General features: G+C 32.1%; 12 protein-coding genes. 7 read left to right on the top strand and 5 right to left on the bottom strand.

Annotated elements, in window-relative coordinates; translation table 11 throughout:
• Positions 1-56 precede the first annotated feature (56 nt).
• Entirely contained in the window at positions 57-1406 is a 1350-nt protein-coding gene (locus ACFSC2_RS19965) for a M28 family metallopeptidase (protein WP_379812768.1), read from the top strand.
• 60 nt (positions 1407-1466) lie between these two features.
• On the opposite strand, the gene ACFSC2_RS19960 is transcribed toward ACFSC2_RS19965, so the two are convergent.
• Together ACFSC2_RS19960 and menD are read right to left on the bottom strand one after the other, a co-directional pair.
• On the bottom strand, positions 1467-1808 hold the full coding sequence (locus ACFSC2_RS19960; protein ID WP_379812767.1) for a DUF2853 family protein: 342 nt from the start codon (positions 1806-1808) through the stop codon (positions 1467-1469).
• 232 nt (positions 1809-2040) lie between these two features.
• Positions 2041-3702 carry a 2-succinyl-5-enolpyruvyl-6-hydroxy-3-cyclohexene-1-carboxylic-acid synthase gene (gene menD / locus ACFSC2_RS19955; RefSeq protein WP_379812766.1) on the bottom strand — a complete coding sequence of 554 codons (1662 nt, stop codon included), beginning with the start codon at positions 3700-3702 and terminating at the stop codon, positions 2041-2043.
• A gap of 178 nt (positions 3703-3880) precedes the next feature.
• Between menD and ACFSC2_RS19950 the strand changes: the two genes are divergently transcribed.
• Both ACFSC2_RS19950 and ACFSC2_RS19945 read left to right on the top strand, forming a co-directional pair.
• Positions 3881-5056, top strand: a complete 1176-nt coding sequence (locus tag ACFSC2_RS19950; protein ID WP_379812765.1) for a thioredoxin family protein — start codon at positions 3881-3883, stop codon at positions 5054-5056.
• Between the two features lie 16 nt (positions 5057-5072).
• Entirely contained in the window at positions 5073-5570 is a 498-nt protein-coding gene (locus ACFSC2_RS19945; protein WP_379812764.1) for a GNAT family N-acetyltransferase, read from the top strand.
• 124 nt (positions 5571-5694) lie between these two features.
• Here the strand turns inward: ACFSC2_RS19945 and ACFSC2_RS19940 are convergent, their stop codons facing one another.
• Both ACFSC2_RS19940 and ACFSC2_RS19935 read right to left on the bottom strand, forming a co-directional pair.
• Positions 5695-6279, bottom strand: a complete 585-nt coding sequence (locus tag ACFSC2_RS19940) for a glutathione peroxidase (protein ID WP_379812763.1) — start codon at positions 6277-6279, stop codon at positions 5695-5697.
• Between the two features lie 505 nt (positions 6280-6784).
• The gene (locus ACFSC2_RS19935) at positions 6785-6922 is read right to left on the bottom strand and encodes a hypothetical protein (protein WP_379812762.1); all 138 of its coding nucleotides are present in this window, start codon (positions 6920-6922) and stop codon (positions 6785-6787) included.
• A 218-nt stretch (positions 6923-7140) separates the two neighbouring features.
• Between ACFSC2_RS19935 and ACFSC2_RS19930 the strand changes: the two genes are divergently transcribed.
• The 4 genes from ACFSC2_RS19930 (at position 7141) to ACFSC2_RS19915 (ending at position 10084) form a co-directional block, all read left to right on the top strand.
• Positions 7141-7671, top strand: a complete 531-nt coding sequence (locus ACFSC2_RS19930) for an RNA polymerase sigma factor (protein ID WP_379812761.1) — start codon at positions 7141-7143, stop codon at positions 7669-7671.
• A complete protein-coding gene (locus ACFSC2_RS19925) occupies positions 7671-8459 on the top strand; it encodes an anti-sigma factor (RefSeq protein ID WP_379812760.1) in 789 nt (262 codons plus the stop codon). The genes ACFSC2_RS19930 and ACFSC2_RS19925 overlap by 1 nt, the downstream gene beginning before the upstream one ends.
• Before the next feature lie 90 nt (positions 8460-8549).
• Positions 8550-8945, top strand: coding sequence for a DoxX family protein (locus tag ACFSC2_RS19920; protein ID WP_379812759.1), 396 nt, complete (start codon positions 8550-8552; stop codon positions 8943-8945).
• Positions 8946-9073: 128 nt separating this feature from the next.
• Entirely contained in the window at positions 9074-10084 is a 1011-nt protein-coding gene (locus ACFSC2_RS19915; protein WP_379812758.1) for an alpha/beta hydrolase, read from the top strand.
• 75 nt (positions 10085-10159) lie between these two features.
• On the opposite strand, the gene ACFSC2_RS19910 is transcribed toward ACFSC2_RS19915, so the two are convergent.
• Positions 10160-13375: a cytochrome c biogenesis protein CcsA gene (locus ACFSC2_RS19910; RefSeq protein ID WP_379812757.1), complete on the bottom strand. Its 3216-nt coding sequence runs from the start codon at positions 13373-13375 to the stop codon at positions 10160-10162.
• Between the last annotated feature and the right edge of the window lie 36 nt (positions 13376-13411).

Here is a 13411-nt window from a genome sequence, read left to right as displayed (position 1 = left end):
TTTATCGACTTTCTTTTTTTGATTACATTTGAGAATCTATAATTAATCACAGATCAATGAAAAAGACGCTGTTTTATTCTATCATTTCCTTTTTATTTTTTAGCCAATTATCTATTTCTCAAGTTTCAGAAGATCCTGAAATAAGAAAAATGATCAGCGAAATCAAAACAGAAAACCTAGAAGCAACCATTCATAAATTAGTTTCCTTTGGAACAAGACACACTTTAAGTGATACTAAAAGTAAAACAAAAGGTGTCGGAGCTGCACAGCAATGGGTTAAATCGGAATTTGATAAAGCGGCTTTAGAATCTGGCGGAAGATTAACAGCTGCCATAGATTATTTTACTGTTAAAGCAGACGGAAAACGAATCCCTGTTGACAGTCAGCTTGGCAATGTTATGGCAACTTTAAAAGGGACTGATCCAACTGACAACCGCGTATTAATTATCAGCGGGCATTTGGATTCTAGGGTTTCTGATGTGATGAACGTAAAATCTACTGCACCGGGAGCCAATGATGATGGTTCTGGAGTGGCTGCTGTAATAGAATTAGCAAAAGTAATGAGCAAAAGATCTTTTCCTGCGACTATTATCTTTGTTGCTGTAGTCGGCGAAGAACAAGGTTTGTATGGAGCTCGTCATTTGGCAGAATTAGCAAAAGCATCTAATTGGAATATCATTGCAATGTTAAATAATGATATGATTGGAAACAGTTTATCAAGCGGCACTAATTTACGTGACAATACTCAATTGCGTGTATTTAGTGAAACTATCCCGTATTTAGAAACTGAGGATGAAGCCAAAATGCGTAAATCTATTAATAGAGATAATGACAGTCCGTCGAGATTATTGGCTCGTTATATTAAAACGGTTACAGAACAATATGTAGATCAACTTACGGTAAAATTGGTATACAGAAACGATCGATTTTTACGTGGCGGCGACCACACTCCTTTTAGCCAAAACGGATTCACAGCCGTTCGTTTATGCGAAATGAATGAAAATTTCGATCACCAGCATCAAGATTTAAGAACCGAAAACAATATTGTATACGGTGATCTGCCTGAATTTATGGATTTTGAATATTTAAGAAAAAATACCTGTGCCAATTTAGCTGCTTTAGCAAACTTAGCTTGGTCGTCAAAAGCTCCTGTAAATGTTGGGATTGAAGTAAAAAAGCTTTCTAACTCTTCCACTCTAATCTGGTCTGCTCCTGAAGGAAATAAACCATTTGGATATCAGGTACTAATGAGAGAAACTGCTTCTTCACATTGGGAAAAAACATTTTTCACAAAAGATACTCAAATTGAAATTCCGTATTCGAAAGACAATTATTTCTTTGCTGTGCAAGCAGTTGATGCTTTAGGACATACAAGTTTACCGGTTTTTCCTATTCCAATTCGATAGAAATATATTCAAAATAAAAAGCGCCAATTAAGGCGCTTTCTTTTTTTTACAAAACTCTGATTATTTATAAAGGCTTTCTTTTTTAAAGTGTACCGTCAATAAATAATATACAACTGCTCTATACTTGTGCTTGTTCGATTTTCCGTATTTTTCTATTACAGTTTCAATTGCTTTATCTAATTCTGGGCCATCTTTTAAGCCTAATTTCTTGATAAGAAAATTGTTTTTTACAGTCTCTAATTCAGACTGTTGTGTTGAAGCAACTGTAGAAGCATCTGCATTATAAATAGACGGCCCGCATCCTATTGTCACTTTCGTTAACAAATCCATGTCAGGCGTTACGTTGCATTTGTCTTTTAAATCTTCTGAATACTTCTTGATTAATTCTTCTCTTGTGCTCATAATAAAAATTTAATATTGGTTACTATAATTTATTTAGAACCAAAAATAAAGAATTATCTTATAAATAGAATGTAATTTAAAAATTTAACAAGTTTTTATTTAAATAAAATTTACAGTTATAATCAAATCCTTAAAATGCTTTATTTTTATAAGAAATGTTTTAAATAATCAAAACAAAAAAATCCACCTTAAAGTGGATTTTTTTTTAAATATATATCTAAACATTAATAGTTTAAACTAACTCTTTAAAATACTGCTTCAAAATTTTATCGTTTTCTGCCGTTGGTGTAAAAATCTCTAAAATTGACGGAAACTCATTCTGGCTGTACATTTCATTCAAATTCTCATTCAGACTTTTTTCGTCAAAAGCTTTATAATAATTAAAATGATACATTTTTGCCAAATGTTCTGCCGTTAATTGATGCGAAGTTTCAAAATAAGTGTTGAAAACAGGTTTCTCTTCGTGTCCAGGAAGAATTCTAAAGATGCCTCCTCCTCCATTATTAACTAAAATAATTTTAAAATTCGTCGGAATATAAGCATTCCAAAGTGCATTACTATCATATAAGAAGCTGATATCTCCAGTAATAAAAACGGTTTGTTTACTGTTTCCAACAGAAGCTCCAATGGCCGTAGAAGTACTGCCATCTATACCGCTTGTACCTCTATTACAGAACACTTCGATAGTTGGATCAATATCGATTAATTGAGCATAACGAATAGCAGAACTGTTGCTTATTTGCAGCTGACTGTTTTTTGGAAGAGATTCGATTACTCTTTCGAAAACTTTAAAGTCTGAAAAATCTATTTTATTTAAATATCTCTTTTTCTTCGTTTTTCTTTCATTGTAAACGGCATCTATATTTTTAAAATAATTGCTTGCTGTAAAATTTGTCTTTGAAAACAAATCGGTAAAGAAATCATTTGGCTCCATTACAACATGTTTGGTCAAAGCACCAAAAGTATCGTATGCTCTTAACGTATCAATATGCCAATGTTGTTTTGGTTTGTATTTTCTTAAAAACCCTTTGATTCTTTTTGAAACTACCATTCCTCCAAAAGTCACTAAAACTTCTGGATTAAACTCTTTAAAATCAGAATCATCAAATGGTGTAATTAAAGTATCAATGCTATTAATAAAGTTTGGATGATGCAGATTTGAAGTTGTTTCTGTCAGCACCACAATTGAAGGATCTGATGCTAAAGAATCAATGATATTTTGATCTAAAATATTGGTATCGTTTACGCCGACTAAAACTAATTTACGTTTAGCTTTGTTCCAAACTGAAATGAATTCTTCACTGTCTTCAATTGTTTTTGAAAACAACTCTTTCTCTAAAAAAGTAATTTTTGGCTGTACAGAAAGTTCTTCTGTGGTCTCGTACAAAGGTTCTTCAAAAGGTGCATTGATATGAACTGGACCTTTTTTGATAATAGCTGTTTCGATTGCTTGATTAATTTTTAAATCATTTTCGGCTGAAACTTCCTCTGTTAGATTGGCATTAAAAACAGAATGATTTAAAAATACATTTTCCTGACGAATAGTCTGCCCGTCACCAATATCGATTTTACTCTGCGGACGATCTGCAGAAATCACAATTAACGGAATCTGACTATAAAAAGCTTCTGCAAAAGCAGGATAATAATTAAGAAGAGCTGAGCCCGAAGTACAAACAATCGCTGTTGGCTGTTTGGTCTGCTGTGCGATTCCTAAAGCAAAAAAAGCGGCACAGCGTTCGTCTGCGATACTATAACATTTAAAATTAGGATTTTGTGCAAAACCAATGGTCAAGGGAGCGTTTCTAGACCCTGGAGAAATAATAATATTGGTAATGCCTTTGGCTGATAAAATCTCGATAATGCTTTGTGCAAGCGCTATTTTGGGGTAAATCATTCTGATCTTGTATTACTTTTTTGTGAAGAAAATCTTTGATTAGATTTTTCTTAATCTTAGATACAAAGTTACAAACTTAGCAGTTCATTTAAATTATAATTAGGAATATATTAAGTATGTTTCTCGAAAAAGGAAATATATTTGTAAAATCGAATTATTAATAAAAGCCATAACAAAAATGCGTTTCTTACTTATTCTTCTGTTCTCTTTAACACTTCATACGGTAAATGCTCAAAATCAATTTGTTCCTGTTGATATTCCGTACAAAACAGCTTTAGAAACTGCTAAAAAAGAAGGAAAACCATTATTTGTTATGCTTTATGCAGATTGGTGTCCGCATTGTAATTTGATGAAAAGCCAAGTTTTGAGCGATCCTGCATTTATTGATTTTTTGAATAAAAATTATATCTGTACGTATAAAAACATTGAAAAAGAAGAAGGAATTGCTTTAAAGAATAAATTCAATACCAAATCACTGCCTACATTTTTATTTCTGGACAGCAGCGAAACGCTTTTGTATGCCTTAAAAGGCGAAATGAAAAAACCTGAATTTTTAAACGAAATTAGATATGCATTGAATCCAAAAATGCAGCTGCCCGCTTTGGAGAAAGATTTTATGGCTGATCCCAGTAATTCTGATAAATTCTTTACTTATTTGAATGCTTTAAAAAAAGGAAAAGACAGAACAGAATTATCGCCGGCAACTCATATTTATTTAAATACACAATCTGATGCGCAATTGGTAAGCGAAACGAATTGGAGAATTATTGCCAATGGTGTTACAGATATTAAATCTAGAGAATTTCAATATGTTTTAAACCATCAAAAAGAATTTGCCGCTGTGGCTTCTCAAAATAGAATTGACAGAAAGATTGAAAGTATCGTAAATGAATTACTTCGTCCGCTGGTTGATAATCTGGATACTATAAATTATTACAAACAGAGAGAAGTTGCAAAATCTATTCGCTTGCAAAAAACAGATTCGCTGGTTTTTAAGTTTGATTTGACTTTAGCAGAAAGAACTGAAAAATGGGATTTTTACAAAAAAGTTACATTAGAGGACACTCAAAAACTGGTTTGGAATGATGCTAGTTTTCTAAAAGATATCGGAAATACGTATTTTAAACATATTAAAGACACTGAAAGCTTGAAAAAAGCTATTTTATGGGTAAATCATTCCTTAGAATTAAATGATTCTTATGACGGAAATCTGCTTGAAGCTAAACTTTACAATAAAATAAAAGACCGGAAGAAAGCTTTAGAATATGCAAAAAAAGCAAAAGCCATTGCCAAAGAAATGGATTGGAATGCTAAAGAAGTCGATGCTTTATTGACCGAATTAAATACAAAATAAACTATTAACCAAAACCATGAACATAATTTTAAGACCAGCAACTGAGAACGATTTAGAAGCTATTTTATCAATTGTAAATCATTCTATTCTTCATACAACTGCCAATTACAGCTACGAAATCCAGACTTTAGAAGTACAAAAAAAATGGTTTGATGATAAAACCGCTAAAAATATACCGATTGTTGTTGCTGATTTAGACGGCGAAGTAGTTGGTTTTGGAAGCTACGGACAATTTCGAGAGAAAATCGGCTATCAATACACCGTGGAGCATTCTGTTTATGTAGTTGATCATGTGATCGGAAAAGGCATTGGTTCTAAATTATTGGCAGAATTAATTCGTTTGGCAAAAGAACAAGGTTATCACGTAATGATTGGCGCCATTGACGCTGATAATGCAGGAAGTATCGCTTTTCACGAACGATTCGGATTTGTAGCCACAGGAACTTTAAGAGAAGTTGGCTATAAATTCGATCATTGGCTGGATTTGGTTTTTATGCAGTTGATTTTGAAATAACTTTTTTTTATAACCGCAAGGTGCGCAAAGATTTACGCAAGGAACGCTAAATTGCTTTTTGTTCCTCAAAAAAAAAGCAGACAAATAATTTTGTCTGCTTTTTACTTTTACACTATATTTTGAATTAACTCTTAATCCAGTTAATAACCTCTGGCTCTGTTACCAATGTTCTTGGTTTAATTACTTTTACCAATTCTCCTTTTTCATTGATTAAGTATTTTTGAAAATTCCATTCAACTTCAGAATCTTGTAAACCATTTTTAGATTTTTGAGTAAGGAATTTATAAACTTCGCACATATCATTTCCTTTAACAGAAACTTTATTCATCATTGGGAAAGTTACTCCATAATTCTGCTGGCAGAACGTTTCGATTTCTTTAGCAGTTCCAGGTTCTTGAGAAGCAAAATTGTTTGCCGGAAAACCAATAATCACAAATCCTTTATCTTTATATTCTTTGTAAACAGCTTCTAAATCTTTGTATTGAGGCGTCAAACCGCATTTTGATGCTGTATTAACAATCATGATTTTTTTTCCTTTAAGCGAAGCGAAATCAAAAGTATCTCCTGATAAATCTTCTACTTTAAACTGATAAATTGTTTCTTTTGCCATAGTTTTATCTGTTTTAGACAGTTTAGCTTTGCTCGTCTGAGCATTTGCTGGAATGCTTAATAGAGCTGCTCCAAGCATTATAAAAAGTATTTTTTTCATCTTGCAATTTTTTATAAAATTAGGTAAAAATCATTTCACACAAATTTAAATTTTGCTAATCAAAAGTTAAATAAAAAAATGAAGCCTAACGTTAATCAGACGTTAGGCTTCCCCCCATACAAACAAATCAAACCATGAATTAATTATTATGCAATTTTTTATTTTATATAAATCAGCTGAGATACTTTAGGCTAAGTCTCCCATTTTATTTTAAAATTATAGTTGATGTCTCGGTTATAATGAGTTTTTTTTGCTATCCATCAGTGTCAAACTAACTTTCAAAATATTTTAATGGCTTGTATGTGTAAAACTTCAGTTTGTATATAATTTTTGACACTTCAAAAAATCATCGGCTTGGAAGTCCGAGAACATCAACTATTACTATTTCAAAAATTTAAAGAACTCGTATTCTTATTAAACCTTATAAATTGTAATAAACAATACTGTAAAAACAAGCAAGACAAATATTTTCAAAATTCTCATACGCTAAACAGTTTAAAATTTATTACTCAATTATAGATTCTAATCTATTATTTCTTTCAATTAATTCGTGACGAAAATAACTTTGATAAAAAACCGTTAAAGCTAAAACACTTGTTAATCCTACAATTAAAATTGTAATTACGTTTTTACTGCTTCTCATCATGATTTCATTTTCGCTCTATAAAATCATTTACGTAATTGGATTTATTTTGGTTTTAAAAAAAAGTAAAAAAAATCACATTTTTTTTTAAACCCTTGATTTTTCTAGGGTTCGGACTACAAAAAAAAATAAAAAAAATCACGAAAAAATAATTTACCTTTATAACATATACCAATTAACGTCTAACATTTTTGTTTAAACCTTAAAAATCCAAATCTATGAGTCAAGAAGAATTGCTAGTTTTAATTTACAAAAAAGACGAAAAAGCTTTTACTCATTTGTACGATATGTACTCTAAAAGTTTATTTTCGGTCATTCACGTTTTAATCAAAAATCGAGAAGAAGCTGAAGATGTTTTGCAAGATGTTTTTGTCAAAATCTGGAAAAACATCGATTCTTATAACGAAAGTAAAGGACGATTTTACACCTGGATCCTTAATATAGCGCGTAATACGTCTATTGATAAGCTTAGATCTAAAAATTTTAATAACAGCCAAAAAAACCTTTCCTCAGATAATTTCGTAAATCTGTTAGATGACAGTAATAAATTAAGCAATAAACTTGATGCAATTGGAATTCAGGAGTTCGTAAAGAAGCTCAAACCAAAATGTATTGAAATTATAAATTTATTATTCTTTAAAGGATATACCCAGCAAGAAGCTTCAGAAGAATTGGCACTGCCACTGGGAACTATCAAGACACAAAACAGAAACTGTATTAATGATTTACGTAATTATTTAAAAATATAATGGAAGCACAAGAATATATAGAATCAGGAATTCTAGAGTTGTACGTTTACGGCTTATTAAGCGAAAAAGAAAACCTAGAAATAGCTGAGTTGGCCAAAAACAATGCAGAGGTAGAAAAGGAAATTATTTCGATAGAAAAAGCTGTTATAGCACTTTCTTCAAGTTTCTCTCCTTTCCACTCTGTTGCGAATTTTGAGAAAATTAAAGCCCGTTTAGAACTTAAACACGGAAAAGTAGTCGATATGAAACCTGCCTCAAACTGGTCACAATATGTGGGCTGGGCAGCTGCAGTATTATTATTGTTAGGTTTAGGTTATCAGACTTTAGAATTGACAAAAACAAAAGAAGCAATCTCTACAGTTGGAAATGAAAAAAATAAAATTCAACGCGAATATGCTTTTTTAGATCAACAAAATAAGGAAACCGAGAAAAACCTTAGTATCGTTAGAGATATTAAAAATACAGGTGTAACACTTGGCGGTCAGGCTGTTTCTCCAACATCTTTTGCAAAAGTGTATTGGAACAAAGAAACCAAAACCACTTATATAGATGCTGCCGGTTTACCAGCACCTCCAAAAGGAATGGTGTATCAGGTTTGGTCTTTAAAGTTAAGTCCGGTACTTACACCGACAAGTATTGGTTTACTTGATAATTTTGAAGGAAATACGCAAAAGATTTTTGCTGTAAGTCAAACCGATTCTGCAGAAGCATTTGGAATTACTCTTGAACCTGCTGGTGGAAGTTTAACTCCGACTATGGAACAACTTTATACTTTAGGAAAAGTTTAAAAATCAAAACTATACAGTTTTCAAAACGCATATCAAGCTATCTTGATATGCGTTTTTTTATTAATTTTATTTAAATGAAAAGCTACAAATATGAATGGAAATTTACTTTTAAGAATCGCCGTTGGTATAATTCTTCTGACACATTCTGTTTTCGGAATTTTCAATAACGGAATAAATGATTTTGGCAATCTCTATCTCAATCAAGTCGGATTTGCTCCTTTTGGACTTTATTTGGCTTGGCTCATCAAAATATCCCACATTATAGCTGCTGTTCTTTTATTATTAAATAAGTATATAAAAATGGCTGGATTTATAACAATTTTTATCCTTATCATGGGAATTATAATGGTTCATTTTCCTGAAGGATGGTTTGTTGTCGGCGGCGGCAGAAATGGCTGTGAATACAATTTTCTGCTGATTTGTGTTTTGTTGGCTGTTATGTATCCAAATGGTTTTAAAATAAACTCAAAGAGTAAGAATGATTAGAAAATAAAAAGTTAGCCGCCTTGACGAATCTTTTCTCGTTGAGCTTTCATTTACTTAAAAACATCCATAGTTAAATCTTAAATGAACTAATAAAGAAATTGCTATTCTATTTTTGGAAAAAAAATAAAATGAAAAAAGCGTTATTTATTATGATTCTGCTCGCAAACTTGCAGTTTAGAGCTCAAAGCCTTAAGATGATTTCAAGTTCTACAAAAACAAAAGTTATGGAAGTTTTAAAAACTGAAAGCCGCGTTCCTGGTTTAAAAATTGCAATTAGTCATGTTGCACCTAAAACAATTTTGAATGATTCTCCTATCCTATTACTCCATGGTTCTTCATTTCCATCTGATCTCTCTTTTGGTTTTCGAATGGACAATTCTTCATGGATGAGTAATTTATCTGAAAATGGATATGATGTTTATGCATTAGATTTTCTTGGATATGGCAATTCAGACAGATATCCAGAGATGAAAACTACATCTTCTAAAATAGTAGGCAGGGCATCTGAAGTTTATTTGGATGTAGATAAGGCTGTAAATTATATTTTAGCCAAAACTGGTAAAAAAAAGATTTATTTATTAGGGCATTCTTGGGGTGGCTCTGTGGCCGCACTTTATGCTTCTAAAATGTCCGAAAAAGTAGAAAAACTAGTTTTGTTCGCTACAATTACTGCTAGAAATGAAAATTCAGAGTACGAAACCGTAGACCAGTCATTTGAAGTGATGACACCGTTGCAGCGCATAAATGCAATGAAAAGCTTAACTCCAGAAGGAAAAAAATGCCAATTGGAACCCGAAATTTTTACAAACTGGGCTGAAATTTGGAAAAAAAGCGATCCTTTAACAACAGATTCAAAGAATTCTTTCGTTCGATATCCATCTGGGCCTTCAGCTGACGTTCAAGATTTGCTGCACAATAATTCATATTATGATCCAAAAAAGATTACGGCTAAAACAATGATCATAAGAGGTGAATGGGATATATATCCAGATAATAATGATGCAGAAGGTTTGTTTATTGCTCTAGAAAATACAGTATCAATAAAATATGTCGTTCTTCAAAAGGGAACTCATGTAATGCAGCTCGAAAAAGGCAGAAAAGATCTTTATAGGGAAACTTTAAATTTTCTAAAAGAATAATAAATACAGCTTATAAAAAAAAGGTTCAACATCATGTCGAACCTTTTTTATGAATTAATAATTACAACGAATTATTTATTTTTTAATCTTTTTTGTTTTATAATATTTGTGATATTTCGGGTAAGTAACCAATCCTATTATTGAAGTCACTGCGAAACAGTAGTAAACCCAGTCTAATGATTGTGCTTCTCCGCTTGCGTAAGAGTGTAAACCAACTAAATGGAAGTTTACCCCATAATAGGTAAACAAGATCGAAATAAAAGCATACATACTCATTAAATTGAAGAACCATTTTCCTCTTAACGCTGGAACAAATCTTGCATGAATTACAAAAGCGTAAATCATAATCGAAATTAAAGCCCAAGTTTCTTTTGGATCCCATCCCCAATAACGGCCCCAGCTTTCATTTGCCCATTGTCCACCAAGGAAGTTTCCAATACTAAGCATAATCAAACCAATAGTTAAAGCCATCTCGTTAATGTAACTTATCTCTTTAATATGTAAATCCATTTTGGCTTTGTTTTTCTCGTTTGTAAAGAAAATCAAAACTAAAGCAACAAAACCTAAAATCATACCTAAGGCAGTCGGTCCGTAACTTCCAACAATTACTGCAACGTGAATCATTAACCAATAAGAATTAAGAACAGGCTGTAAGTTTGCGATTTCTGGATCGATCCAGTTCATATAAGCTGCCATTAAGATCATCGCTGTTACGAAAGCTGATGAAGCGATCGTTAATTTTGATTTTCTATCGAATGCCAATCCAAAGAACATTGTTGACCATGCAACATAAACTATAGCCTCATAAGCATTACTCCAAGGAGCGTGACCCGAAATATACCAACGTGCAATTAATCCTAAGGTGTGAATGACAAATAATAAACCAATAATGATATGAAAACCATTTATAGTAATACGAAGCCATTTTTTCTCAAAAAAGATGTTAACGATAACAAACATCAACATCAATATTGAAGCTGTAATATACCAATAAGGCAATACTTTGAAAACATCGTATTTATTGTATGCAATTTCTGCATTAATTTTTTGCTCGCTTGGTCTTACTTTACTTCCAAATTTCTTTTGAAAACCATTAATACTTTCTACTAAATTATCTGCTGAAGAAAAGTTTTTCTCAATAGCACCATTGTTTAATGCACTAAAGTATAATGGAAGTATTGAATTTACATAAGTAGAATCCATTCCTTTAAAACCTGCATTTTGACGTTCTAAATAAGAAACCCATTTGTTTCCTGGATCGTTAGGAACTGGAAATATTTTTAAGATACGTCCACTCAAAGCAGATTCCATTAGGTTTACTTTTTTATCTGTTTCAACAAAATCTTTCTCAAAACTATTTGGATTTGCAGCTTTATATGCAGCATCTAAATAGGGAGATAATTTATAATTTCCCTGTTCGTCAAAGAATTTAACAAAAGGTGCAAATTTATCTTTAGAATCAATTCCGATTATTTTACGAATACTGTCGTTTCCAGCTTTAATATAAATCAGCGGAACTTGAATCCAAACCTGAGCATATTGCGTCATAGAAAGGAAAACCTGATCAGAATTCATTCCGTTATAAGTATCACTATGACTTACTTTTCGAAGTAATTCAGATGAAAACGTATTGATTGGCTTCATTCTACCGCCTGCATCCTGAATAATCAAACGGCCAAATTTTGCTGCGTGAGCTTCCGGCGCTTTATAAATATTCAATAACGAATCCAATTGTTTTTGACTTGGCGGCGCTGTAACGTGATTTGCATGATCGTTCGGATCTGTAGAATGTACGTGATTATGATCGTGAGAATGAACATGAGGCGTCTGCTGCGCAAAACCACTCAAACTGATCATTAAAACTAAAATCGTGATCAGTGTTTCTTTTTTCTTTTGAATTTTTTCTAATTTACTTTTTAAATCTCCAAAACGAGAATGTTTCGTAAACATAATTGCCATCAAACCAATGTATAATAGAAAATAGCCAAAGTAAGTAATATTTGTTCCCCAGAAATCATGATTCACAGAAAGAACAGTTCCTTTTTCATCTGGATCAAATGAAGATTGGAAGAAACGGTAACCTTTATAATCTAAAACGTGATTCATATAAATATCCGCATCAAAAGTTTCTGTAGAATCCTGAACGGTTACTTTACTTTTAAAAGCCGAATAACTTTTTTCTGTTCCAGGATATTTATCGGCAATAAAATCATTCAATCTTACTTTAAATGGTAAAACATAGGCTTTACTTCCGTAAAATAATGAGTATTCAAGATTACCAATTTTAACCGTTTTTGCTTCGCCAACTTGGCCTTTAGACCCTGTCAGCATTACTTCTTTCTCCTGCCCTTCTGCTCTAACTTTTACAACAAGTGCATCTGTATGTGATTTTGCTTTAAAGTCATTATTAGATTCGTAAGTAATACTTCCTTTCATTGCAGGATCTGGGAAAACAATTCGAATATCGCCAATGCTGTACAAAGAACGCATCATAAGCGGTTGTACATTGTCTTTGGTCACATCACCTTTTAACTGATCTGCCATTCGCATAAAAGTTCCTTCAAATGGAGTTTGAATAGTATACTTCTCGCCTTTTGTATTAATATTGATTGCTCCCTCAGTTGGTTTATTTAAAGCAAATAACACGTTGTGAATGTTCTGTACTTCACCTTCTTTAAGATAATGCTCCTCTCTCCCGCCCGAACCAGCTTCAACCATTTTAAGGTAAATTGTTCCGTTTGGATCTGCTTTCACCACTTCTTTCGCTCCCATAATATAGTTTGAATAGGATACTTCAAATGGAGTTTCGTCAAACTTTCCTGGAATCGTAAAATTATTGTTGGTTACCGGAGATAATAAAAGACTTTTTTCAAAGACTCTTCTTCTCGGCTGTCCTTTATATTCACCATCAACAAAAATGGTTAAAAATGTTTTGTCTGAATAAATTTGATTTTCTGCAGCACCTTCGCGAATAGGCATCATTCCTTCATAACTGATGTATCTTGTAATAAAAGCTCCCAAAAGGATAAAAACAAAAGCTAAGTGAAGTAAAAGCGTTGCCCACTTTTCTTTTTTTAGTAATTGGTAGCGTTTAATGTTTCCAAAGAAATTGATCATAAAAATGACCATTATCGCTTCAAACCACCAAGTGTTGTAAATTAAAATTCTGGCTGTATCGGTATTGTATTTACTTTCGATAAAAGTTCCAACACCCATTGCAATTGCAAATGTTAAAAAAAGAACGGCCATTAATCGTGTAGAAAACAAAAAAGAGAATATTTTTTTATCCATTTCTTAGGAATTACATTGTATAAAAGTGGCACAAAA

The organism is Flavobacterium artemisiae, assembly GCF_042678225.1.
Taxonomy (GTDB): Bacteria; Bacteroidota; Bacteroidia; order Flavobacteriales; family Flavobacteriaceae; genus Flavobacterium; species Flavobacterium artemisiae.
This window is presented reverse-complemented; position numbering and strand designations above follow the sequence as displayed.

What these genes read in the sequence shown, in the direction of transcription:
- ACFSC2_RS19965 (WP_379812768.1), top strand. Translation starts at nt 57, where the DNA reads ATGAAAAAGACGCTGTTTTATTCTATCATTTCCTTTTTATTTTTTAGC.
- ACFSC2_RS19910 (WP_379812757.1), bottom strand. Translation starts at nt 13,375, where the DNA reads ATGGATAAAAAAATATTCTCTTTTTTGTTTTCTACACGATTAATGGCC.
- ACFSC2_RS19920 (WP_379812759.1), top strand. Translation starts at nt 8,550, where the DNA reads ATGAATGGAAATTTACTTTTAAGAATCGCCGTTGGTATAATTCTTCTG.
- ACFSC2_RS19950 (WP_379812765.1), top strand. Translation starts at nt 3,881, where the DNA reads ATGCGTTTCTTACTTATTCTTCTGTTCTCTTTAACACTTCATACGGTA.
- ACFSC2_RS19935 (WP_379812762.1), bottom strand. Translation starts at nt 6,922, where the DNA reads ATGAGAAGCAGTAAAAACGTAATTACAATTTTAATTGTAGGATTAACA.
- ACFSC2_RS19915 (WP_379812758.1), top strand. Translation starts at nt 9,074, where the DNA reads ATGAAAAAAGCGTTATTTATTATGATTCTGCTCGCAAACTTGCAGTTT.
- ACFSC2_RS19945 (WP_379812764.1), top strand. Translation starts at nt 5,073, where the DNA reads ATGAACATAATTTTAAGACCAGCAACTGAGAACGATTTAGAAGCTATT.
- menD (WP_379812766.1), bottom strand. Translation starts at nt 3,702, where the DNA reads ATGATTTACCCCAAAATAGCGCTTGCACAAAGCATTATCGAGATTTTA.
- ACFSC2_RS19940 (WP_379812763.1), bottom strand. Translation starts at nt 6,279, where the DNA reads ATGAAAAAAATACTTTTTATAATGCTTGGAGCAGCTCTATTAAGCATT.
- ACFSC2_RS19960 (WP_379812767.1), bottom strand. Translation starts at nt 1,808, where the DNA reads ATGAGCACAAGAGAAGAATTAATCAAGAAGTATTCAGAAGATTTAAAA.
- ACFSC2_RS19930 (WP_379812761.1), top strand. Translation starts at nt 7,141, where the DNA reads ATGAGTCAAGAAGAATTGCTAGTTTTAATTTACAAAAAAGACGAAAAA.
- ACFSC2_RS19925 (WP_379812760.1), top strand. Translation starts at nt 7,671, where the DNA reads ATGGAAGCACAAGAATATATAGAATCAGGAATTCTAGAGTTGTACGTT.